Consider the following 23,842-nt stretch of genomic DNA (forward strand, 5'->3'; position numbering starts at 1 on the left):
CTCTATCAAGGCCGCTAAGCGGCCTTTTCAATAACGAATGGCATGTTAATTAGATGCTACAATCAACAGCCCTGATCGCAGTATTGATTGATGCCCATGGGGATTTACCTGTGCTTACCAGCAACCGTAAGTGGCTGATGATGCAAGAACTAAAAATAAGTTTTATTGATAAGAAAAAGGATTAAATAACCAAATCTAATCTTGGTTACCCAATTGTTTATCACACCATTTTTCAATATCGGGTGCATAGAGAGCCAATAAACCAATGCTCATCGCAATACCACAAATAATGTAAATCGCTACCATGTTGCCACTCCCGATTGTATCTGAAAATCCATTAACTGGCTGTCCTTGCATCGTGTGCTTAAAACGCTCAACCGTTTATAGTCTAGCTAAATACGTGGCTATTTGCTAACACACTACGACTTCGCTAATAGTTCATTTCTCACAATTTCAGCACCAGCGCTTAATGAGTGGAGTTTCGCTCGTGCTACCGCTCTAGACAACGGAGCCATGCCACAGTTTGTGCATGGATAAAGCTTATCAGCATCGACGTATTTCAGAGCATTACGCAGGGTGGCCGCTACCGCCTCTGGTGTTTCAATGCTGTTGGTTGCGACATCGATAGCACCGACCATCACTTTTTTGCCGCGTACCAGTTCGAGTAACTCCATTGGCACATGAGAGTTATGGCACTCTAAAGAAATAATATCGATATTCGATTGTTGCAGTTTAGGAAACACCTCTTCGTATTGACGCCACTCACTGCCTAAGGTTTTTTTCCAATCCGTATTGGCTTTGATTCCATAGCCGTAACAAATATGTACCGCGGTTTCGCATTTTAAACCATCGATAGCTCGCTCAAGAACTTCAATCCCCCAATCATTGACTTCGTCAAAAAAAACGTTGAACGCCGGCTCATCAAATTGAATGATATCGACACCAGCAGCTTCTAGCTCTTTAGCTTCTTCATTGAGAATTTTCGCAAACTCAAACGCCAGCTCTTTACGAGATTGATAATAGCCATCGTAAAGGGTATCAACCATCGTCAGCGGCCCAGGCAGAGCCCACTTGATGGGCTTATCCGTTTGAGAACGTAAAAACTTTGCATCTTCTACGAACACCGATTTCTGCCGAGATACAGGGCCAACCACGCTTGGCACGCTAGCATCGTACCGGTCACGAATTTTCACCGTTTGCCGATTCTCAAAATCAACGCCATGCAAATGTTCAATAAAGGTCGTCACAAAGTGCTGACGGGTTTGTTCGCCGTCACTGACAATGTCTACCCCTGAGATTATTTGTTCATGCAAGGCAATACGCAGAGCATCGTATTTGCCATCTATTAACTCTTGTTGCTGTAATTTCCAAGGTGACCAAAGCACTTCTGGCTGAGCTAACCACGTCGGTTTTGGCAGACTGCCTGCCGTTGAAGTTGGGAGTAATTTTGTCATAATGTTGGCTATTCTACTGTTTGGTTGACGATTAAGCGCACTGAGCGACCCATTGTTCAAGAACCGATTGATAAGGTTTGATGAAGACTTCTTCCGCATACTTACCTTGTTTTATCGCCAGTTGGGTGCGCTCTTCGCGGTCATAGACAATATCCGTTAACGAGTGGGCATCGCTTTTCAAGTTCGCTTCATAACGTTCACCAGCTACCCGGTTGGCAAAATAAATCTCAGGGCGATAAATCTTTTGAAAAGTTTCCATGGTGCTGATGGTGCTAATCAGCTCCAAATTGGTGTAATCGTTCAGCAGATCGCCAAAGAAGTAGAAGGCAAAAGGCGCAACACTGTTTTTCGGCATAAAGTAACGAGCTTTTAAGCCCATTTTCTGGAAATACTGTTCCGTTAACGATAAATCCGTCGGCTGGTATTCCACACCCAATATTGGGTGTTGGTTATTAGTGCGGTGATAGACTTTGCTGTCTGACACACTCAAACAAATCACCGGTGGCTTGGTGAAGTTTTGTTGGTAACCTTCTGAGTTAATGAATGATTTAAATAAGTTACCATGCAAAAGACCAAAGTCTTCTGGTACAGAGAATTGCGCTTTGCCTTTATTGTAATCCAGTAGACGCACACTAAAATCGTAATCACGAACATAAGAAGAGAAGTTATTCCCGACAATACCTTCAATCCGTTGACCCGTTTTGCTATCCAAAATACCGGTTTTTAGCACTTCAATCGATGGAATGGTTTCGCTGCTATTTTCTACTTTGATATTGGCTGAAATAATGTCTAACTCGACCGAGTAGCGATCACCCGTTGGGTTATCCCAACAAGCCAACTCATTAAAACGTTGGTCTATCATGCGTAATACGCTACGCAAGTTCTGTTGACGATGTTCACCACGCGCTAAGTTAGCAAAGTTCGTGGTAATACGAGTGTTGTCTGCTGGATGATAATTTTCATCAAGACGAGTCTTTTTAATGGTAAAAGTAAAATGTTGAGTCATCAGCGTTATCTTCCGTGTCAATCAGATGAAACCAAATGATCATCCGTTCAATTCATGACTCAGTTATAACTCGCCCATGATTAAGTTAACAATGTTGTTACTTAATGTTCATTGTGAAAAAAATTCATGTTCGGTGTGCTTCAATAAAAAATAGTAAGGCAGAAGGTGGGATTGCGTCTGTTAGTCAACTGAATAGCTAACTTTTTATTATTCAAAATTGGGGAAATAAACAACAGTTTTGTACAATACTTGTGTGAAGGAGAGTTCTATTGTGTAGCTCAATTACTGCTGCGTAAAGGACTATACAATGACACCAAACAACGGCATTTTTTGGCTTAGGCAAACTCCGCAAATAACCTGTGTAGCTACGCTGGGACCTGAAGGCTCAAGCAGCCAATATGCAGCTCAGTACCTGTCAAGGCTTATTGGGGCCCCATTAGAAGTACTATTATTCAGCACCTTTGAACAAGCCTCTGAGCATGTTGAATCCAATGAGTCATGTTTACTTCTTGTTGCTAATGCATACCAGAAGGTTGATAACTTTTACATGAACGAGCGAACGCTCCTTTTGGGTTCGTTTTTTTTTGCCCCCCCGCCTATTACTTGGCATGTAAAGATATATCTAATCTGACATTCAAAATATTGAGTAAAAATACAATATCTATAGCGTCTCATCATGCTCCACTGTCTCGATTAGACGGCCTTATACGATCGTCCGAAGAAAATGTTCCTGATATACGAAAAGCTCAAATTGAAGTACAGCTCACTGATTCTACCAGTGGTGGTGCTCAACAAACAGCGGTTGACTTGACAATGCTTTTGGAAACAGAGCCATGATCATTTGGGCTATCGATGGTGCGGCTTTGTCGTTGGAAGAAGGCTACCCAATTAGGTTGGTTGATTTCTCATTATATCGCTATAAGGGAGTCAAGTGTCTATCAGAGTTACATTTAACCGATGAATTTGAGCAGGGATATTGGGAGAGGCAAGCGGGCGATTGCAAGACTGGCAAGATCAAACCCAAAAGATATCGAATCGTTGATTTACAAGAACATCGCTTTATTAATGGCACTGGCGAAGTTACGGATTTTTAAGGAACAATAATGATTTCACAACTAATAGCGATGGCAGCTTTTGCCTTAGTGACTTCGATCTCACCAGGCCCAGTAAACATTTTAGCCACTGTTACTGGAGCGAATTACGGATATACCCGTACTATACCTCATATCACTGGCGCAACTTTCGGGTTTGTATCCATTTTGTTTTTGTTGGGCTTTGGATTATCGCAATTCATTGCCGAAATTCCTTATTTAGCAAAGGGCATGACATATGTAGGAGGAAGTTTTCTATTATATCTCGCTTATAAAGTGACTACCCAAGAACCTACCACTAAAAGTAAAGATTCAGAAGAAAGCAAATCAGCGCCATCGCTCTTGCAGGGTATGATGTGTCAGTGGCTGAATCCTAAAGCATGGATCGTTTCGCTTGCTGGTATTTCAGTTTTTTATACAGGGCAAAACGTAGGACTAGAGGTATTACTTTTATTCTGTGGCATATTCTTTGTCGTTTGCTACATATCGCTCTCAGTGTGGGCAATACTAGGGGTTACCATCAGTTCTGTTATAGAAACACCTAAGCAGTTCAAGCTGTTTAACATCTCTATGGGACTACTACTAGCGTTAACTGTTCTATATACTTTCTTCATATCTAGTTGAAAGAGTATTCGTTGATATGGCTAAACAGCAATTTTATCGATCCAATATAATTCCTATAGAACTGCGTTGTTCCACAAATTCAAACGCATGCTATGGTAAACATACTCACGAAGAGTTTTCTGTTGGATCGGTAGATTGTGGTCAAAGTGATTATTTTAATAACAATATGGAAAGCAAAATCGAAATGGGCTCTCTTGTCATAGTGAACCCATTGGAAGTACATTCATGTAACCCCACTCGAGATACCAATTGGAGCTATAAGATGCTTTATGTATGCCCGAAGTGGTTAGGTAACATACAATCTATGATTGTAGATAACCCCTCAAAAAATTTTATACCATTCTCGATTATTCATACTAATTCCCCAGAGCTCTACTGGCAGTTTCAATCATTGGCAAACTCAATCATAGACGATGTCGATCAGTAAGCGCCTAGTTAACCAGTGAGACCTTATTCAGCCTCGCTGATTTCTACATTCCATGGCATAAGATCAGTTAAATCATCGCTTGGTGAACGCTTCGGTAACTCCCTGAACAGGTGCACGAAGTAGAAGTAGGGATTGATGTCGTTGGCACGGCAAGTCATGACCAGGCTATAGAGGTTTGCGCTGGCCTTTGCTCCGTCTACTGAAGTTGAGAACATCCAATTTTTGCGCCCCGTGGTAAACGGACGCACATCTCTCTCAGTCACGTTATTATCGATGCTGATATGACCGTCTTCAAGATACGTAAGAAGTTTTGGCCACTGGTTTATCGCATAGTTGATGGCGATCCCGAGCTTACCTTTCGGTAGTTGTGTTTCCTTAATTCCGACCAACCATTGATGGAACTCATCGAGTATAGGCTTGGCTTTTTGTTGCCTTATCTGTCGCCGCTTTTCTGGGCTTAGTTTTCTAGTCTCCCGTTCTATACCGTAAAGCTTCCCGATATAGTTCAGCGCTTTTTCTACACGGCCAACTTTCTTGGTCGGTTGAGCTTTTTGAGCATCGGTGAACTTACGTCTTGCATGGGCCATGCAACCCGCTTGCGTGACATCTTTAAGAGTGTCATATGCGGGATACCCATCCGACAGCAGATAACCAGAGTAATCACCAAGGAAGGTGTTGAGGCAGTTTGCCCCGCGCCCTGGCTGATAATCATAGATAACCACAGGTGACTTATGGAACTCGCCACTGCGATAGACCCACATATAGGACTTGCTTTGCGCTGTTTTCCCTGGCTCTGACAGTACCTGTACCGTGGTTTCGTCTGCGCAGATTAAGCTTTCAGATAACAAGCGTGCTTTCATCTGGTCGATAATGACGTCAACGTTGTTCCCTAGCTGAACACACCAGTTGGCCAGCGTACCTCGGCTAATATCGATGTCGCCTCGCTTAAGAATATCAACCTGACGGTATAGCGGTAGCGCATCAACGTATTTGGCAGTAACGATGGCGGCGAAGGTTTCTGGACAACCGATACTTTTCGGGATCATGCTGGCGGGTTTGGGGGCTGTGACGATCTTGCTGCTGGTTTCGGTGTGTTCACACTGACGGCAGGCATATTTGGTTCGTTCATGGCGGATCACACTGATTTTCTGAGGGATGATCTTCAGCTCTTCAGAGGTTTCCACCCCACATTTATGTAATTCGTGCCCACAACATTTGCAGTGTGGGGCATTCAGAGTGTGAACCTGAACTTCTCGCTCCAGCTCTTCAGGTAGCGGTTTACGTCCTTTTTTATGATGAGCTGGCTCTGGTTTGTGCAGTGCATTTTGCTGCTCGGCTTCATTGAAGGTACCTTTAACCACCTTTTCACTCTGGGAAGAGAACCGTTTGGATTTACTGAGGTTGAGTTGCTCAAGCAGGAGTTCCACCCGTGTTTTAAGCTCAGCCATTTCTTCTTGCTGGGCCTGTAGTTGCCTGTCCTTCGCTTTGTTTTCTTCCTGAAGTGCTAACAGTATCGCTTTCAGTTGTTCTACATCGTCAGGAAGGTGATTCATCGGTCAGGCTGCTCTTGGTCAGGATTATGCTGTTAGTCTGACAGGGTAAAAGGATCGTTCAAGTCCTTTATCACGATCATGGTATTGGCTCACACTTCAAGGCCATATAAGGGCTGATGAGCTTTAGGGTGTTCCAGATTAAGCCCAGAGAGTAACCATTGAAGTTGCTGTCTGGAGATAGCGACATGACCAGATGCATTGGGTTTAGGCCAGTTAAAACGACCTTTTTCCAGTCGGCGGTAATAAAGCCAAAAACCATTAGTATCCCAGAACAAGATCTTAATTTTGTCTCGGCCGCGGTTGCAGAAGATAAACCAGGCTTCACTGAACGGATCCATTTCCAACACATCAGCCACAATCAATGACAAGCCATCAATAGACTTGCGCATGTCAGTTATGCCCGAGACCAGGTAAATACCCAAGTTCGGTATTAACACGTCAGAGCCTGTAACCAGTTTTGGATTTGGTGTGCTGGCATGTTAGAGGGAAATTCAACGGTCATTCCTGTTGGTAGTGAAAGCATAACCGACTGGCGTTCCCCTATGCTTTTCGGGCTATCTTCTATCAGGACAGGATGCACCACTTGTTGCTGTTCGCCCCCATAAAGCTTTTTGCGCCAGTAGTAAAAGGTATTTACCGTCAGTTGGTTTGCCTTGCAAAACGCGACAATGGATAACTCACTTTGGCTCTGTTGCTCAATGATTTCTGCCCAGAATTGAGTTTTGTTCGATTGGTTCATAGTGACTCCTTGGTTGCGAAATCACTATGCCTAGAATGCTGAGTTATTGGTAGGTGGGTTTAAATAGACGCTTACGTCGATCACATAAAAGTGGAGGAAGAAAGCATCGAATTTTTCTCCAATTTATTTCGCAATGCCAACGCCATAGATATCGATGAGTTGAGCCTAACAAAAGCAAATATCGCCAGAGCTCATCGCTTTATATGTGACAACTTCAAAAACAACATCTCAATCAGAGAGATTGCTCAACACTCTAGGTTAAGTGAATACCACTTAATTCATTCATTTCGAAAATCTTATGGGATAACCCCCCATGCCATGCAAATTGCCATGCGAATAAATGAAGCGAAGGTGTTGCTAAAGAAAGGACATAATATTGCATCAGTTGCCACAGAATTAGGGTTTAATGATCAAAGTCACTTTCATCGTAATTTTAAGAAACTAGTAGCAGCCACTCCAGCTCAATACAAAGATTAATCTACATTAGTTCTGCTGTGAATGTTTGCTACGCCATTTTGTATGGAAACGGATTACTTCGTCAGAAATAAATATAAATATAGAATGCTCTTCCGACACTCATTACACCGAAAGCATGATGTAATCGATTAGTATATCGACTAGATTCGACGGTTTGATAAGCGGTGAAAAGCTTCTCTGACGTGCATGGAAAGAGAGGTAAGATACAATGCGATATACTCTCGTTTCTATCCCTTCTGAAAAGGGGATTTGCAATACACCATCTAATCTGTAACTTTCTAATTTAGTAAGCGCTGTAACTCACAAATGTCGGATAGGCGGCACCTGTTGCCAGATGCCTCCCTCCTCAGAACCGTACGTGCAACTTTCACTGCATACGGCTCAAGCCTCCACAAAGGCACCGTTAAGCACCCAGTAACTAAATTACCTTTGCGATACATGCTTAAAGCTTTAAAACTGCCCCAATGGTGACTCAGTGAATAAGAAACCAAGGTTCGTTGTCAGAAGACGCACTAATTTCATTCGAAATCATCATTTGCTTTTCTTCTTTAATAAAGTTCTTCAAGCTATTTCGCAACGGGAGACCAGCTAGAAGTCAGCTCGCTTTCGCGCCAGATATAAACCTGTATCCCCTTCATTACAAAGGGGCATTCGCTTTCTCTAGCCTCCTTTACCTGCATACCTATCGGCAACCCTCACAGGCTGCTTTCCCATAGGGAGGTATACAGGCTTACCCTGTTCCGTATGTCGCGTAAAATGTCAACTTAGATGCCCACTATAGTGCGAAGAGTACGCTGATCACGAAAGAGTAATGTCCAATCTCTTTCCGACTCTCGCTGCCATTTTGGCTACAGCGTATTAACCACTTCCGCTGCTTCATCATATAACGCACCTTACATGGATTCACATTACATTCATCATATTGACTCCCTAGCACTCACCCGAATTGTGGTTCTCAGGAGGAACATCCTCTCACGATTCCGTTCCCACTCAGCCTAACGTCTGAGTTTCGTTACATTGTCGGTTCCGCTGCTTTATTCAGGAACCTAGGATCATCTGGTGATACAGACGGTTCACTCTTGTCGTGGTAAACAACGCTTCATACGACTTCAGGTCGCACGGACATAAATGAGTTACGAAATGCATTTCTAACCTATCGAGCAAAGATAAAACATGATAGTGCCTCATACATAGGATAATATATCTACATCAATAGCTTATGCAGGAAACTCTTATGGCAAAACAGTTTATGTTAATGGAACCAAAAAATGAGAATTTTAATGAGTTAATTGGTAGTTCAAGTAAATACTTAGTTCCTAGATTTCAACGTGATTACGCTTGGGATATTGAACAATGGGAAGACCTTTGGAATGACATAAATGCCCTCGATGAAGAAGGCTTCCATTACATGGGCTACATAGTTTTGCAACAAACTGAGCAGTATCAGTTTGAAGTGATTGATGGCCAACAGAGATTAGTGACTCTTTCACTAATTGTCCTTGCAGCAATGAAGGCTCTTTCGGGTATGATTGAAAGAGGCGAAGACGAAGCCGATAACAAGGAAAGACTCGCTGAGCTTACCAAGAAGTTTGTTGGTAACAAAAATTTAGTTTCATTAAAAGTTGTCAGTAAGCTGGAACTAAATCGAAATAACAATAGATACTTCCAGAAGATATGCTCGACACTGGAAGCGCCAAATCACCGAGGGATTACATCTACTAACAAGCTCATTAGGAAGTGTTTCGACTTTTTTAGCACAAAAGAATTCGGCGCTACTGGTGCTGAGATTGCGCAGTTCATCATGAAGTTTTCCTCGGCAATGATCTTTACCAAGATTATTGTGCAAGACGATTTAAATGCGTACAAAGTTTTTGAGACTCTTAACGCACGAGGTGTTCAACTTTCAACCCCAGATCTATTGAAAAACTATTTGTTTTCAATAGTTACTAAAAACGATGGTATTGAAGATGATGAGTTAGATGAGTTGGATGAAAATTGGTCTGAGTTGATTGCTCAGCTTGGTGAAAGCAATGTTTCTGACTTTGTTCGATACCACTACAACTCTCATAGGAAGATGGTCACTAAAAAAGAGCTTTTCTCATCTATGCGTAGAGTAGTTACTACTCCTCCAGAAGCGTACGCTTATCTAAGAGAGCTAATCGATTATGCCCCGATTTATGCGTCATTAATAAACCCTAGTGATTCATGGTGGGCTGAGCAAGCTCAAGAGTATAGAGATTCGCTTAAGTTCTTAGTTGGTATTCGGTTGTTCAATATTAAACAACCACTAGCTGTTCTGCTCCCAGCATTTAAGCACTTCACGCCAGAAGAGTTTGTAAAAACAGTAAAATATTTATACGTTCTATCTATTCGATACAACGTAATTTGTCATTTGTCGCCAAGTGAACAAGAATCACTCTACAACCAAATAGCAATAAAGGTATCAGGAAAAGAGTACAAAAGAGCAAGTCATATAAAGAATAGCGAGGAGTTCAAGAGATTGTACCCAAATGATGATACGTTCTTTAATGCTTTCGAGTTTCATCGAATGCCAAGCAGACAAACGGCTAAAAAAATCAGGTTCCTACTTGCTGAGATTGAAAACCACCTCGGCTTCCATTGTGACTTTAACAAAACAACCTTGGAGCATATTTGTCCATATAATCCTGAAAAGCAATGGACTGCTAGCTTCGGTGAAGGCATAAATGACGTTAAAGATCGTCTAGGTAATATGCTTCTACTTGATAAAGACGACTTAAAACGAGCAACGTTTGAACAAAAGAAAGATGCGTATAATAACGCTCCATACTATTTGGCTCAAAAAGTCACTGAATACTCCGAATGGAACTTAGACACTGTTAATGAGCAACAAAAGTGGATGGCCGAGCAAGCGGTTCAGACATGGCGCGTTGATTAACGTGTTTCAATACCACAGATAAATAACAGCCCTGCTCTCGTGTAATATAGAATTGCCCCAAACACACTTTGGGGCAAAAATGAGTTTACTCCGGCATAGCTCTGAATTTAAGCGAGCTTGATTCATCGTTCAGATCAAGAAGCTAGGCTTAACTTTCTGGCTTTATTCAAAACTTATAAAATAAAGCCTTTGATACCCCTACAGCCACAATTCACTTTGATTAATGGCCGCACTAACGCTTTTGCTGAATATCGTAGCTGATTTGCTTATCGGCGTTCTTTAATGGTACCCCTACCTGATTAAACGCCTTTTGAATAGTAGCTGAGACATGCAGGCGGCCTTCTCCCTGTAAAAAGTTGGCTCGATGCTGATTGGTTTCAAATACGCAGACTATTGCTAAGCTTTGTGGAAAAGAAGTGTATTTGACCGTATGAGTCACCCAAAGGAAACCATCGTAATCTTTTAACGTGCTTTCACAAACTTCGGTTAACACTTCTCTAATGAGATTCTCAACCTTCTTATCTGACTTGCGCATAAAACAAACTCCCGATTGAACCACGTTAAAAACCTGTCAGTCTACCTTGTCTTAAACAACATTGGGCAGTGAAATTGACTCCAGCTCACTTGGCACCTCTTGGGACAAGCGACAAAAGCTATTGCAAGGCATCGTCACGCTGCGATGTTAACGCGCAATAAATCTGCAAGGTGGTATGGAGAAAACGTTTAAAGCGTTGCGAAGGGAGCAACTACTTCCAGCCTTGACGCCATTTTTCCTCATTTTTGAGTTCAAGCCAGTCTATTGAATATTCATTTCTCGACAGCACGGATTCAAGTAAACATGACATCACTGCACCCTCTTCATCATACTCAACCTCTGAAATCAAAAAATGCTTTTCCCGTTTAAGCGGCTTTACCGCCGTCCATTTACTATTTCGTAACTTAGCTGGGTTTATCTGGTTCATACTAACTCCGTAATAAACTGAATTTATTGAAAATAATAATCAGTAATACGAACGATAGCGGTTTAAGTTCAGTTCGCTGTTCCGTTTATATCGAGACAGATAGGCTGAAAGTGTGGGATATTTTATACGTTTAAAAGAATGAGATTTGAATTTCAGAGACAGCTAGATGGGTGGAAGCCCCAGCCACATCCCGGCACACACGTCATTCGCTGTGGCTGCTTCCTTCCGGACCTGACCAAGTTCACGAACTAGTGTTGCGGGAGGACCAGGGCCTCCATAGAGCACTTTAGCGCCTTGGCTAAAGAGTGCGAGGATTATCCGGCATCCCCTCCTCTATTGCAACCCTCCGCTCTCATAAAATCAATAAAGGCGGGTTAACTGGGCAGCAATTGAGCAATCTTTTTATTCTCAGGCAATGATGGTGGAGTTTTGTACTACTCTATCTGCTCTTCACTGCTTTTCAGTAGGTAGTCCGTCATCCACGCTGTCGCGAGCAAGCATAGCCAAACCACAAAGACCGGTTTGGGTACTTCGATGGCCGGAGCCAGCACGATGCCCATAAACGCCACCGACGGTAGCGTCCAGCACAATAACGTTGGCCAATGCTCTGCTCTTTGCTTCACAAGTTTATTGATGATGGCCATTAACCCAGTCACGCACAATGAAATAACAACCGCGAAGGTGAATTCAGCAATCCACAAAGGCAGCAACAATAATAATGCCCACCAGTGGCGAGCCGATGAAGGCGTGTATTTCCAACTATTAACCGCCCACCATATCGCGCTCACCGAGAGTATTTGTAATACCGTCATGACCGGAGTGCCATCAAGCTTACCTGCTGATTGCGTGGTCATAATTCCGACTTGCAGCGTCAGCAAAATTAAACCACAAATCACCATAACCCCTTTATGGCGTGGCGCAGAAAAAGCGACCATCAGTAATGGGAAGATAACCCACATACTCACAGATAACGCGGCTGGCTGGTAAGACAGCGTGAAGCCATAGACCAGTAAACCGCCCAACAACACCAAGCCCGCATTACCACTGCGAGGCAACACCCACAGTGCTGGCACTAATAAAGCGATCAATGACCAATTGCCTTCACTCAAACCTAGGGCTTGACCACAGACAATCGCTAAGATTATGGTGATCATAAATTGCATAACCGACACTATCATACCCTCTCCTTATACCTATCCGTGGTAACCATTGAACTAGGGCTTTATGAGTATGGACCAATTTCTCAACAAATCTTTGCCGTGGTGCACCAAATTCCTTTTGGTCGAGTAGCGACCTATGGGCAAGTTGCGCATTTAGCGGGCTATCCGGGCTATGCTCGTCAGGTAGGAAAAGTGTTAAGCCGATTGCCGCAAGGCAGCAAACTACCTTGGTTTAGAGTGATTAATGGCCGAGGTGAGTCATCGTTGAGCGGGGCCGATAAAGCGCGTCAACACGCTTTACTGCTTGCCGAACAGGTTGTGATCAATTCATCTGGAAAAATTTCACTACGCCAGTATCAATGGCGACCTTAGACGTTTATCTCATCAGCAAAGGGGCGAGGGATCGTTTCAACATGTTTCATAAATCACATTCCCTCTTGACAAATATTTGACCTATTTCACAAAATAGTGGCTAATACTTAAGTGAACTAATTTTAGTCTATACCCAAACAACTTGGAGTTGCAGGTAGGAAGGGTATACAAACAACCATCATTAGGTGAGGGTCATGAGTAAACCACTAAGCGAATTATTACGCCTACTACAGCTTGAAAAGCTTGAAGAAGGTTTGTACCGAGGTGAAAGCGAGAACCTTGGTTTACCCCAAGTCTATGGCGGTCAAGTGATTGGGCAAGCGCTCTCGGCGGCCCGTTACACGGTAGATTCCGATCGCACCGTCCATTCCTTCCATAGCTATTTTTTGTATCCGGGCGATCCTGAAAAACCAATTATTTATGATGTAGAAAACCTACGTGACGGTCGTAGCTTTAGCACCCGCCGAGTAAAAGCGATTCAAAACGGTCGACCGATTTTTTATCTCACCGCTTCTTATCATGGTGAAGCGCCGGGGTTTGAGCATCAAAATGCGATGCCTAATATTTCCGGGCCAGAAAATTTTGCTTCAGAATCTGAGCTAGCGGCGCAAATTGCCCATTTATTGCCAGAAAAAATTCGTAACGCGTTTTGCGGTGAGAAACCGATTGAGATCCGCCCTGTGACGGTGATTAATCCGTTAAAACCACAAAAAGAACAGCCTAAACAATATTTATGGATTCGCGCGAATGGTGAAGTGCCTGATGATCAGTTAATTCATCAATACTTACTCGGTTATGCGTCAGACTGGGGATTTCTCGTTACCGCGCTGCATCCTCATCAAGTCTCACTGATGACGCCGAATTTCCAAGTGGCGACGATCGATCATTCGATCTGGTTCCATCGCCCGTTTAAAATGGATGAATGGCTGCTTTATGCAATTGAAAGCCCAACCGCGAGCAATACCCGTGGTTTAGTGCGCGGCGAGATTTACAACCAGCAAGGGGCTTTAGTGGCAACAGCGGTACAAGAAGGGGTGATGCGTTTTAAATAAAACGCTTCCTTTAAAGCGGTAAGGCGGTGGTGTATTTCAAAGACTCCATCGCAAAGGTGGAAGTGACATTGTTTAAACCATCGACACTATTGACCAGTTTTTTATAGAACTGGTCAAAATTTTTCATGTCTTTGACCAGTACTTTCATCATGTAATCATACTCACCAGCCATGCGATAAAATTCCATCACTTCCGGAAAATCCTCCACGGTATTAACGAACCGTTGATACCACTCATGGGAGTGATCACTGGTTTTGACCATCACAAAAGCGATAAAAGACAGCCCTAAACGTTCTGGATCGAGCAGCGCCACCCGTTGGCTGATCACCCCCGACTCTTCGAGCTTTTTCAATCGTTTCCAACATGGCGTGCTGGTTAAATTGACCGCATCGGCTAATTCATTGAGCGATAACGTGCTGTCTTTTTGCAACATCGCCAGTAACTGTTTATCAATTCGATCCATATCCACCACCTTTTATTTCTATAGCAATTATATTATAGAGAAAATAATTCTCTTAAATTAGCAAATCAAAGGCAAGATAACCAAGTTTTTCTCCCTCACACAACGTACATTATCAGCATTAACTCATGAGCAATTGCTCACCATGACTGTGAGAACGCCACCATGTGTACCGACCATCAATGGATTAATAACGCGATTCGTAAAATCGAAGCCGATTTTCAACGCTCGGCTGATACCCATTTAATTAAGCTCGATCTGCCTAGCATTGCGGGGATTGACCTTTATCTTAAAGATGAGAGCACGCACCCCACTGGCTCGCTCAAACATCGCTTGGCTCGCTCTTTGTTTTTGTATGCGATATGTAATGGCTGGGTTGGTCCAGATACGCCAATTATTGAAGCCTCTTCTGGCAGCACTGCGATTTCTGAGGCCTATTTTGCCCGCTTACTGGGCCTGCCTTTTATTGCGGTGATGCCGAAATGCACCGCGCGTAAGAAAATCGAACAAATTGAGTTTTATGGTGGCAAAGCACATTTAGTCGATCGCAGCGATCAAATTTATGCTGAGTCTCGCCGCTTAGCACAAGCATTAAACGGTCATTATATGGATCAATTTACTTATGCAGAGCGAGCCACCGACTGGCGTGGTAACAGTAATATCGCCGATAGTATTTTTCAGCAAATGCAACGGGAAGATCATCCCATTCCAAGTTGGATTGTGATGAGCCCAGGCACCGGCGGCACTTCCGCGACCATTGGCCGTTTTATCCGTTATCAGCAACATAATACTAAGCTGTGCGTCGTCGACCCAGAAAACTCGGTATTTTTCGATTATTACCAAACGCGCAATAGTGAGTTAACGCTGCAGTGCGGCAGTAAAATTGAAGGCATTGGCCGACCACGTGTCGAGCCGAGTTTTATTCCCAATGTGGTTGATGAGATGAGACAAATCCCCGATGCGGCCAGTATCGCTACCATTCATTGGTTAGAAAAGATCGTGGGAAGAAAAGCCGGCGCATCAACCGGAACCAACCTTTATGGCGCACTTCAGCTAGCCAGTGAGATGAAACAGCGCGGTGAGCAAGGCTCAATTGTGACCTTATTATGCGACAGTGGTGAGCGTTATTTGGATACTTATTACAACCCAGAGTGGCTAGCACACAACATCGGTGACTTAGCACCTTACGCCGATAAGTTAGAGACGTTTCAGCTTACAGGCCAACTGGATTAAAGCTATCCTTGACGATTGAAAATTAATAGATCTATCTCCAAACGACTTGGAGTTGCAGGTTGGCGGTAAGTGAGTCCCCATGAGCATAGACAGACTATACGATTGGGATAAACAAACGTAGCTAACACCGCTGCAGCTTTAAGTAGGAAGGGGATAACATCAAGCTATTGATTATGTGGCTTTTGTTTTAACGATGACCGTTCTCTGACAGCGAATGTCGAAAACATGACGCCTATCTGACGCGGTTAACGTTCATTTGATGAATAATAACGACCTCAGTCACCAACGACTTCACACCGTCGTCGAACGGCTCATAGATAAGGCCGGTGGCTATCACAACGTCCGTTTCAATTGAAGGTATAGAATATGATCAAAAAATCTCTTTTTGTCGTCAGTGCACTGACCTTAGTGTTGGCTGGCTGTGATAATCAACAGCAAGCCTCTGCCCCTGTAGAGTCACAAACCGCTCCCGTGACCATCGATGTTAATGATGATGAGTCAGTAATCGATGAAGCGTTTAAAAGCGAACACACCGCTTACAATAGTTTAGATTGGCAAGGAACCTATCAAGGCGTACTCCCCTGCGCAGATTGTGCCGGCATTGAATATACCTTGGTATTAAATGATGATCTGACCTATCAACTTACTCAAGTTTATCAAGGTAAAGAGCAAGCAGCTCCATTTGTCTCTCAAGGAAAATTCCACTGGGAAAACAATGGCAGCGTCATCACCTTAGACGGGGAATCGGATTCACCCAATCAATACTTTGTCGGTGAAAACATGTTGATGAAATTAGACACTAATGGCGAGAGAATTACTGGCGATTTAGCGTCTTTGTATAATCTTAAAAAACAATAGCCGTTGCTTCGATAAATGCTTTTCACTTATCCCCAACCACCTAAAAATAGAGTGTTTGGGGATAAAACCAAGATTAAGAATTTTGCTGGCGTGCGGCAAAAGCCGCCGCTTGCTCTGGTGTTGCAGGTAATTGATAGTTAGCTTTCCACTCATCATAGCTCATGCCATAAATGCGCTCACGCGCCTTATCAATATCCATTTCAATCCCTATCGTCTCAGCTTCCGCTTGATACCATTTACAAAAACAGTTACGACAAAAACCAGCCAAAATCATCAGGTCAATATTCTGAACGTCCTTATTATTATCTAAATGCGCTAACAGACGACGAAAGACTGCCGCATCGATTTTATCTTGTTGTTCTTGAGTTAAGTGTTGAATGTTCGCTTCTGACATGATGTTTCCTTTTTAGTAGTGAGCGGTAGCATTAGCTTATCTCAAGATAGCAAAACGCCCAAGACAAGCTTGGGCGTTCATCAATCATCCAACGCTGATCATCAGCCTTGAATACCAACAATTAACCATGGCGCGTTAGGTTGCGTTAAATCACGCTCTAAATGCCAAATATCTAAAATTTCTTCTTCCGTTTCATCGCCTAAATCTCGGCAACGACCCGTAAATTGTAAGCTAAGTTGCGCTTTACGATCATCGTAATCGGCACGAACAATCTCCGCGTCCACATACATCACTTCAGTTTGTGGCTGCTGGTCAAGCTTTTCTCTTTCGGCTTTCAAATCAGAGAATAAACTTTGCGATACGTATTCCTCAATCGTCTCAAGCTGGTTATGGTTCCAAGCACCCTGCAAAATACGGTAGTGCTCACGTGAACCATTAATGAAGGCGATTTTATCAAAACCAGGTGGGTAGTTATGGGGCACATCGTTATGCATGGTTGAACCAAATCCAGAACTCGCTGCAGGTTTAAATTCCTGCTCAGGAGCTTGCTCAAAACTTTGACGATGGACATTGGTGTTATAAGCTGGCTGACGAGGATTAAGGCTACCCTGCTTACCGGCCAGAAAATGACGAGCAAGCTTAAAGAGTGCAAACCCTATCAGACCGAAGATCAAAATATCCATAAATTGGATACCTTCAAAGGCACCACCAAAAAACGCGGCCAGTAGGCCACCAGCCAGTAAGCCACCCATTAGGCCGCCCATTAAGCCTCCGCGACTGTTGGTCGCAGCAGGTTGCTGATTATTTTGCTGACGTTGCGGAGTCGCTTGTTGCTGTTGATGATTTTGTGCAGGCGCGGTTCGATGGTTCTGACCAAACGATTTACCACCGCCCATCCGTCGAGCTTCAGCATCAGGAATCACCATGACAGTGATCATCAGTAACGCCATAAAAGAAAACAAACGCTTCATATATTTCCTCAGGGGATGTCATTAGGTACAAAAGGCTTTTATTCTTTGTCATCATAGTCACTTCAAGACGCTAAGCAAACCTTTTGCCTGACTGACATGTATCAGAATATTGCAGCCTTATTGAGTTGACGCTCTCCCAGACACTCTCTAGAATATCGAACATTGTTCTTTTTTGATTATGCGGTTTAACAACAACTTATGGCCAGACGCAACGATCATACTCGCGAGGAGTTGATCTCTCTTACCTTAAAAGCCAGCAAAGCTTTCTTAAGCAAGCACTCTTATCACGAACTTAGCCTAAGAAAAATCGCCAGTATGATAGGTTATGTACCAAGCACCTTGGTCAATGTGTTTGGTAGCTATAACTTGCTTCTTTTACATGTTGTTGCACAAACGCTCGATGAGCTGGCTTCAGAATCTAAGTTAGCCGTAAAAAAATGCACAGACCCTAAAAAAGCGCTGTATAAACTAGCCTACTGTTATCATGACTTTGCTCAAAAGCACCCCTACCGTTGGCAGTTGATTTTTGAACACAATATGAATGGCGAAGATCTTCCAGAATGGCAAGCAGAACGAATCAATGGCATGACCAGCATGCTAGAAGCGCTATTGCAAGTAATTGCACCTCATCGCAGCGCACAAGAAGTATTACGCACGAGTCGCGTATTATGGGCTGGCGTGCATGGTATTACGTTATTGAGTGTTGATGATAAATTTTTTACCGCTGAGCCGGTCGATGGTAAAGCATTGATTGAAGATTTACTGAGCCAATATTTGGCTAACTGGTAACCATTAAGGCAAAACCATGCACAGTTCTCAATCTTCATTGTTAACACAACGACGTTTTCTTCCCTATTTTATCACCCAATTTTTTGGCGCATTTAACGATAATATCTTTAAAAACGTGTTGTTGCTGTTTGTGGCTTTTGCCGCTGTGGATACGTTATCCATCTCCAGTCACCTATTTATTAACCTTGCTGCCGGCTTATTCGTGCTACCGTTTTTCTTATTTTCAGCCTCAGCGGGGGTATTAGCCGATAAATACGAAAAATCGTGGTTTATCCGCCGCGTAAAACTGTTTGAAATCGCCATTATGTGTATTGGCGCGATAGGTTTTATCACCCAAAGCTATGATCTTCTACTATTTATGCTGTTTTTAATGGGCACGCAATCGGCGTTTTTTGGCCCCGTCAAATACGCGCTGCTGCCTCAACAATTAAAAACCAATGAACTGGTTCCGGGCAATGCATTAGTGGAAACGGGCACCTTTCTCGCTATATTACTCGGTACGATTGGCGCTGGCGTTATCGCTTCGCTCGATCATGCTCATTATATTGCCGCCGGAGCGGTTATCCTTTTCGCCCTACTCGGCTATCTTGCTAGTCGCTCTATTCCTATCGCCCCTGCCAGCGATCCAAACTTGGTGTTTACTTTTCGTCCTGTTCAGCATACCCGCACTACGCTGGCGATTGCCAAACAAGATAGAACCATTTTTCAATCGATCATGGCGATCAGTTGGTTTTGGTTTCTAGGCGCGACTTATCTCACCCAGTTTCCAAATTTCACTAAACTGTTTCTTGGTGGCACCGAAAGCGCGGTGTCATTTTTGCTGGCCTTATTCTCTGTTGGGATTGCGATAGGCTCACTCACCTGTGATAAACTCTCTAACCATCGCATCGAAGTCGGACTGGTGCCACTCGGCAGTTTAGGTATTAGCTTATTTGGCTATCTGATGGCCGCCAGCCTTCCCGCTGTTTTACCTCCTTTTACACAATTTAGTGATTTTATTAGCCACCAAGCTCTATGGCCCCTGTTTAGTTATTTACTGTTATTGGGCGTCTCTGGCGGTATTTTTATTGTGCCACTTTATGCTCTACTTCAGCAAAGAGCCAAAGTCACTGAACGAGCACAAGTCATCGCGGCCTTAAATATCTATAACGCGCTATTTATGGTGGGCAGCGCACTGCTCGGTATTGTCTGCTTAAGCCTACTTGAATTAACCATTGTGCAGCTGTTTATTCTACTTGCCGTGCTCAATGTGTTAGTGACAACTTACCTGTTCTTACAAGTACCTATTTTTGTGCTGCGCTTGGTAGTGTGGGCCTTAACCCACAGCATTTATCGAATGAAGCATAAAAATTTACACCATCTGCCTGAGCAAGGCGGCGCACTGATTGTCTGTAATCATGTCAGTTATATGGACGCCTTATTGCTCAGCGCGGTTTGCCCACGTTTGATCCGCTTCGTGATGGAAGAAGATTACGCGAATATTCCTATCTTAAGGCCGTTACTCAATCGAGCTGGGGTGATCCCGATTTGTGCCAATAAACGCAGTTCGATTCGCCGCGCCTTTGCTGAAGTCGATCAAGCGCTGCAAGAAGGCCACTTGGTGTGTATTTTCCCCGAAGGTCGCCTAACCAGTGATGGCGAGATCGCTCCTTTTATGCGCGGGATAGACGTGATTTTAAAACGTAGCCCAGTACCGGTGATCCCGATGGCAATTAAAGGCTTATGGGGTAGCTTTTTTAGCCGTTACAAGGGCCGTGCCTGTCGTAGTTTACCCCGTAAGCTATGGGGTAAAATTGAGATTGAAGCAGGCGAGGCAGTGACCAGTGGACAGGCCAACACCGAGCTAATGCAACAAAAAGTCGCTCAGCTACGTGGTGATTGGCGCTGATAGATCTAGTCTAGTGGTGTATAACGACTTTGCTGATCGGCAAACCAGTTTTTCACCGCTTGACGTGAAATCTTAATACCGCTCTCGGCCAGAGTGTCAGGCAGCTGCCAGTAAGCGATAGGATGTTTGAATTTTTCCAGCTTATCCGCCAACCATTCACCGAGTAGCTTTTGATCAGGTAATGAATGACAACGCAGCACGGCAATGCTGCGCGCGCCAAATTCGACGTCTTGCACGGGGACAACTACCGCTAACTCAATCTGAGGATGACGAGCTAACACGGTTTCAATCTCTTCACTGTGAATATTTTCTCCGCCCGAGATAAACAAGTTATCCGCGCGGCCAATAATGCACAGTTCATCGTTATACCAAGCCCCCAAATCACCACTATCAAACCAACCATCTTGATTGGTTAATGGCGTGAGTATCCCTTGTTGATAATAACCACTGGCTAGGGTTTCCCCTGCTATCCAAATCCGCTTATCGACCACTTTTACTTGCCGTTTCGGTAGCACTTGGCCAGCACTCGCTGTCTCATCTACTGGTTTGGCGGTCACCGTAGACGCTGCCTCCGTCATCCCATAACCAATCCAAGTTTCGATCCCTTGCTGAGCCGCTTGCTGAGCGAGGGTCAGTGGAATATGACTGCCACCCAGTAAAACATGGCTTAAGCTAAGGGGTTGTTGGCTGGCTAACAGTCGTTGCAGCTGCGTCACCACCAAAGAAGCATGACTGACCTGTTGAATGTCATCGAGTAATTGACCTGTTGCCAGTTTTAAACAGCCGCCTACCGCTAGCCAGCGATAAACAATCGCCAGTCCAGAGACATGATAAAGGGGCAAACTGAGTAGCCAAGTATCTTGCTCGGTAAACGCAAACCGCTCTAATAAGCCCTCAGCAGAAGCAAAATGCTGGCGATGAGTATGCGCCACCGCTTTAGGGACGCCCATGGAACCAGAGGTAAAAATAAGCGTCGCCAGAGTATCTAGCTCATAAGCTGTTGACGAAGCAGAGACTCCGTCCATTTCGGTGTCTGATACCGCACTTGAAAACGGCTTAACCGGGGGAAGGTCAATAAACTGCAATGGCGATGAATAACACTTAGCCAGTTCATCAACCAATGAATTCAGCGACGGGGAAATCCATAACCAAGCAGGGTTTGGACCGTATAAACGCGCTAACTTTTCTGTCAGTTGCGCAGTTGGCTGCGGCATAGTGATGGCACAAATAACCCCTTGCTGCATAGCGGCTAATAACCACAGCAGTATCGATGGCTGGTTTTTACCCACCAAGGTTAATACATCACCAGAACGTAAACCGTCCAGCTCCAACGCTGCAGCGTATTGATCCACTTGTTCGGTCAATTGTTGCCAAGTGAGTGTTTGCTGCTCAAGCTGCAACGCAATACGCTGCGGATCGCGCTGCTGCCACTGTCGCCAAGGAGTGTTCATTAAGCCGATTGCCACACGAGCGTTTGTTGATCTAAAGTGTGTACTGGTAAGGTGCAGCCCGGCCAAGGGGTTTCTAGCTGAGCTTTAAATAAACCGATCGTGTCTAAGCCCGGGATGGTCTCTGGCAACAACCAATGGGATAACCGAGCGAGCTGAGTTAAACCTAAGCTTGATTCTAAACTCGAGCTAATCACCGCTTGAATGCCCAAACTGCGCGCTTTTTCAATCAAAGCTTGGCAAGTTTGCACTGAACCAATCAGCGTCGGTTTAATCACGATCGCTTTGGCCCCAGTTAAATCTTCTAACTGAAAATCCGCTTGCTGCACCGCATGTTGTAAGGTTTCATCCCATGCGATAGCAATACCGCTATCAATGGCAAAAGCAAGGCTATCGCTTGGTGAGCGGCAAGGTTCTTCTAAAAACGCTATCCTGCCGCGCACCGAAGGCGAGACATATTGGGAAAATTTAGCCGCTTTCTCTTTGCTCCATGCTTGATTGGCATCAAGTCGCAATTGCAGATCTGGCATCGACTCTAAAAACAAATTCACCAGCATGCCATCGCGGATCGGCTCATACAGACCAACTTTAACTTTGGCGACTTTCTGCCCCGGCATAGCGTTAAGTAGCGGGATCAACTCATCAGGGTCGCCACTGCACAATGGGGCGCAATGGTATTGCCCCTCGGAACTAAGCTCGCCTGCCAGCTCCATCTGCGCCATCGATAAACCAAAGGCAACTGAAGGAAAGTCATTGCCAATCTGAACCTCTTTCCCTTGTACCCATAAGGCTAATTGCTCTTTCGCTAACGCTCCTGCTTCTTGCAAAGACTCGCGACTAAAGCCTATCAATGGCGCAATTTCTCCGCGACCAATTTGCCCATCTTGCTCTAGTTCAACAATAAATCCTTCACGTTGAGTCAGTTTTTGATCGCGAAGAATCACTCCGCTATCCATGGGTAATTGATATTGATAAAGCTTGGCACTGCGCATGGTGAATCCTTTTAGTTAAATGCGGTGGAAGACATCTATCCCTCATCAGTTCCAATATGGCCGATAAGAGATAGAGCTAAAGAGGTGAATTACGGGTTACGGGGAAATTTATTAAAGTCAGGACGACGTTTTTCATTAAACGCGTTACGTCCCTCTTGCCCTTCTTCGGTCATGTAGAACAGCATGGTCGCATTGCCCGCTAACTCTTGCAGGCCCGCTTGCCCATCACAGTCGGCATTCAGCGCCGCTTTTAAGCAGCGCAGCGCCATTGGGCTGTGTTGCAGCACTTCACGGCACCAGCGTACGGTCTCTTTTTCTAAATCTTCAACCGCCACCACCGTGTTAACTAAGCCCATATCTAAGGCTTCTTGTGCATCGTAAAAACGGCATAGGAACCAAATTTCCCGCGCTTTCTTCTGCCCTACGATGCGCGCCATATACGACGCGCCCCAGCCGCCATCAAACGAGCCAACCTTAGGGCCGGTTTGACCAAACTGAGCATTGTCGGCAGCAATGGTTAAATCACACATCATATGTAATACATGACCACCACCGACGGCCCAACCGGCGACAGAAGCAATCACAGGCTTAGGGCAAGTGCGAATTTGACGCTGGAAATCCAGCACATTGAGATGATGAGTACCACTATCATCTTGATAACCGCCGTAATCGCCACGAATTTTTTGATCGCCCCCAGAGCAAAATGCTTTTTCACCGAGGCCAGTTAAAATGATCACCCCAACACCCTCATCGTAGCGAGCATCAGCTAAAGCCTGGATCATCTCTTTTACGGTCAGTGGGCGAAAAGCATTACGCACCTGTGGACGCGCAATGGTGATTTTTGCAATGCCATCGGCTGATTTATGGTAATGAATATCTTGATAGTCGCCGCTGCAATCTTGCCATTCAACGGGAGCATAGAGTTCTTGTTCTGAAATGCCTACTGTTTTAGCCATGGTGAATTTCCATTGTTAT

24 protein-coding genes, 1 other RNA gene and 2 pseudogenes are annotated in these 23,842 nt (G+C 44.3%); 12 read left to right on the forward strand and 15 right to left on the reverse strand.

Features of this window, described 5'->3' with window-relative positions; genetic code table 11:
• Positions 1-53: 53 nt before the first annotated feature.
• The gene (locus VIB_RS18210; protein ID WP_004395539.1) at positions 54-185 is read left to right on the forward strand and encodes a hypothetical protein; all 132 of its coding nucleotides are present in this window, start codon (positions 54-56) and stop codon (positions 183-185) included.
• Positions 186-419: 234 nt separating this feature from the next.
• Here the strand turns inward: VIB_RS18210 and VIB_RS08505 are convergent, their stop codons facing one another.
• Together VIB_RS08505 and VIB_RS08510 are read right to left on the reverse strand one after the other, a co-directional pair.
• Complete coding sequence (locus VIB_RS08505) at positions 420-1,454, reverse strand: methionine synthase (protein WP_004395541.1); 1,035 nt, start codon at positions 1,452-1,454, stop codon at positions 420-422.
• A 31-nt stretch (positions 1,455-1,485) separates the two neighbouring features.
• Positions 1,486-2,460, reverse strand: a complete 975-nt coding sequence (locus VIB_RS08510; protein WP_004395542.1) for a DUF1852 domain-containing protein — start codon at positions 2,458-2,460, stop codon at positions 1,486-1,488.
• A gap of 821 nt (positions 2,461-3,281) precedes the next feature.
• Here VIB_RS08510 and VIB_RS08520 point away from each other — a divergent pair.
• The 3 genes and pseudogenes from VIB_RS08520 to VIB_RS18350 all read left to right on the forward strand — a co-directional run.
• Positions 3,282-3,554, forward strand: a pseudogene (locus VIB_RS08520) (molybdopterin-dependent oxidoreductase); the annotation flags it as partial.
• Between the two features lie 9 nt (positions 3,555-3,563).
• Positions 3,564-4,175, forward strand: coding sequence for a LysE family translocator (locus VIB_RS08525; protein ID WP_202598238.1), 612 nt, complete (start codon positions 3,564-3,566; stop codon positions 4,173-4,175).
• Positions 4,176-4,191: 16 nt separating this feature from the next.
• Entirely contained in the window at positions 4,192-4,602 is a 411-nt protein-coding gene (locus tag VIB_RS18350; RefSeq protein ID WP_050782720.1) for an AraC family ligand binding domain-containing protein, read from the forward strand.
• 23 nt (positions 4,603-4,625) lie between these two features.
• On the opposite strand, the gene VIB_RS08535 is transcribed toward VIB_RS18350, so the two are convergent.
• The 3 genes from VIB_RS08535 to tnpA form a co-directional block, all read right to left on the reverse strand.
• Positions 4,626-6,155, reverse strand: coding sequence for an IS66-like element ISVme1 family transposase (locus VIB_RS08535; RefSeq protein ID WP_004395543.1), 1,530 nt, complete (start codon positions 6,153-6,155; stop codon positions 4,626-4,628).
• An 89-nt stretch (positions 6,156-6,244) separates the two neighbouring features.
• Entirely contained in the window at positions 6,245-6,592 is a 348-nt protein-coding gene (tnpB, locus tag VIB_RS08540; protein WP_040904400.1) for an IS66 family insertion sequence element accessory protein TnpB, read from the reverse strand.
• Complete coding sequence (gene tnpA, locus VIB_RS08545) at positions 6,586-6,894, reverse strand: IS66 family insertion sequence element accessory protein TnpA (protein WP_040904403.1); 309 nt, start codon at positions 6,892-6,894, stop codon at positions 6,586-6,588. The genes tnpB and tnpA overlap by 7 nt, the downstream gene beginning before the upstream one ends.
• Positions 6,895-6,984: 90 nt before the next feature.
• On the opposite strand from tnpA, the gene VIB_RS08550 reads away from it, so the two are divergent.
• Complete coding sequence (locus VIB_RS08550) at positions 6,985-7,371, forward strand: helix-turn-helix transcriptional regulator (protein WP_050782721.1); 387 nt, start codon at positions 6,985-6,987, stop codon at positions 7,369-7,371.
• A gap of 1,234 nt (positions 7,372-8,605) precedes the next feature.
• On the forward strand, positions 8,606-10,288 hold the full coding sequence (locus tag VIB_RS08555; RefSeq protein ID WP_004395545.1) for a DUF262 domain-containing protein: 1,683 nt from the start codon (positions 8,606-8,608) through the stop codon (positions 10,286-10,288).
• 232 nt (positions 10,289-10,520) lie between these two features.
• Here the strand turns inward: VIB_RS08555 and VIB_RS08560 are convergent, their stop codons facing one another.
• From VIB_RS08560 to VIB_RS08570, 4 genes are all read right to left on the reverse strand, one after another.
• Positions 10,521-10,823 carry a hypothetical protein gene (locus VIB_RS08560; RefSeq protein ID WP_040904405.1) on the reverse strand — a complete coding sequence of 101 codons (303 nt, stop codon included), beginning with the start codon at positions 10,821-10,823 and terminating at the stop codon, positions 10,521-10,523.
• A gap of 211 nt (positions 10,824-11,034) precedes the next feature.
• Entirely contained in the window at positions 11,035-11,250 is a 216-nt protein-coding gene (locus VIB_RS08565) for a TIGR02450 family Trp-rich protein (protein ID WP_040904407.1), read from the reverse strand.
• Between the two features lie 174 nt (positions 11,251-11,424).
• Positions 11,425-11,521: signal recognition particle sRNA small type (gene ffs, locus VIB_RS17290), an RNA gene on the reverse strand.
• Positions 11,522-11,684: 163 nt separating this feature from the next.
• The gene (locus VIB_RS08570; protein ID WP_004395546.1) at positions 11,685-12,428 is read right to left on the reverse strand and encodes a VP0952 family biofilm-associated protein; all 744 of its coding nucleotides are present in this window, start codon (positions 12,426-12,428) and stop codon (positions 11,685-11,687) included.
• Positions 12,429-12,480: 52 nt separating this feature from the next.
• Between VIB_RS08570 and VIB_RS08575 the strand changes: the two are divergent.
• A pseudogene (locus VIB_RS08575) lies at positions 12,481-12,782 on the forward strand (MGMT family protein).
• 194 nt (positions 12,783-12,976) lie between these two features.
• Positions 12,977-13,834, forward strand: coding sequence for an acyl-CoA thioesterase II (gene tesB / locus VIB_RS08580; protein ID WP_004395547.1), 858 nt, complete (start codon positions 12,977-12,979; stop codon positions 13,832-13,834).
• 10 nt (positions 13,835-13,844) lie between these two features.
• On the opposite strand, the gene VIB_RS08585 is transcribed toward tesB, so the two are convergent.
• Positions 13,845-14,297, reverse strand: a complete 453-nt coding sequence (locus VIB_RS08585) for an Lrp/AsnC family transcriptional regulator (RefSeq protein WP_170905997.1) — start codon at positions 14,295-14,297, stop codon at positions 13,845-13,847.
• Positions 14,298-14,459: 162 nt separating this feature from the next.
• On the opposite strand from VIB_RS08585, the gene VIB_RS08590 reads away from it, so the two are divergent.
• Together VIB_RS08590 and VIB_RS08595 are read left to right on the forward strand one after the other, a co-directional pair.
• A complete protein-coding gene (locus VIB_RS08590; protein ID WP_004395549.1) occupies positions 14,460-15,527 on the forward strand; it encodes a PLP-dependent cysteine synthase family protein in 1,068 nt (355 codons plus the stop codon).
• 369 nt (positions 15,528-15,896) lie between these two features.
• On the forward strand, positions 15,897-16,385 hold the full coding sequence (locus VIB_RS08595; protein ID WP_040904867.1) for a copper resistance protein NlpE: 489 nt from the start codon (positions 15,897-15,899) through the stop codon (positions 16,383-16,385).
• A gap of 73 nt (positions 16,386-16,458) precedes the next feature.
• On the opposite strand, the gene VIB_RS08600 is transcribed toward VIB_RS08595, so the two are convergent.
• A complete protein-coding gene (locus tag VIB_RS08600) occupies positions 16,459-16,779 on the reverse strand; it encodes a DUF1244 domain-containing protein (RefSeq protein ID WP_004395551.1) in 321 nt (106 codons plus the stop codon).
• A gap of 101 nt (positions 16,780-16,880) precedes the next feature.
• Positions 16,881-17,750 carry a Tim44 domain-containing protein gene (locus VIB_RS08605; protein ID WP_004395552.1) on the reverse strand — a complete coding sequence of 290 codons (870 nt, stop codon included), beginning with the start codon at positions 17,748-17,750 and terminating at the stop codon, positions 16,881-16,883.
• Positions 17,751-17,948: 198 nt separating this feature from the next.
• Between VIB_RS08605 and VIB_RS08610 the strand changes: the two genes are divergently transcribed.
• On the forward strand, positions 17,949-18,539 hold the full coding sequence (locus tag VIB_RS08610) for a TetR/AcrR family transcriptional regulator (protein WP_040904408.1): 591 nt from the start codon (positions 17,949-17,951) through the stop codon (positions 18,537-18,539).
• A 16-nt stretch (positions 18,540-18,555) separates the two neighbouring features.
• Positions 18,556-20,427 carry an MFS transporter gene (locus tag VIB_RS08615; RefSeq protein WP_004395554.1) on the forward strand — a complete coding sequence of 624 codons (1,872 nt, stop codon included), beginning with the start codon at positions 18,556-18,558 and terminating at the stop codon, positions 20,425-20,427.
• A 5-nt stretch (positions 20,428-20,432) separates the two neighbouring features.
• Here the strand turns inward: VIB_RS08615 and menE are convergent, their stop codons facing one another.
• The 3 genes from menE to menB all read right to left on the reverse strand — a co-directional run bounded on the left by menE (position 20,433) and on the right by menB (position 23,823).
• Positions 20,433-21,878: an o-succinylbenzoate--CoA ligase gene (gene menE, locus VIB_RS08620; RefSeq protein WP_004395555.1), complete on the reverse strand. Its 1,446-nt coding sequence runs from the start codon at positions 21,876-21,878 to the stop codon at positions 20,433-20,435.
• Positions 21,878-22,867: an o-succinylbenzoate synthase gene (gene menC, locus VIB_RS08625; protein ID WP_004395556.1), complete on the reverse strand. Its 990-nt coding sequence runs from the start codon at positions 22,865-22,867 to the stop codon at positions 21,878-21,880. Before menC ends, menE begins: the two co-directional genes overlap by 1 nt.
• An 89-nt stretch (positions 22,868-22,956) precedes the next feature.
• Positions 22,957-23,823, reverse strand: coding sequence for a 1,4-dihydroxy-2-naphthoyl-CoA synthase (gene menB / locus VIB_RS08630; RefSeq protein WP_004395557.1), 867 nt, complete (start codon positions 23,821-23,823; stop codon positions 22,957-22,959).
• Between the last annotated feature and the right edge of the window lie 19 nt (positions 23,824-23,842).

It is taken from the genome of Vibrio metschnikovii CIP 69.14, assembly GCF_000176155.1.
GTDB lineage: Bacteria > Pseudomonadota > Gammaproteobacteria > Enterobacterales > Vibrionaceae > Vibrio > Vibrio metschnikovii.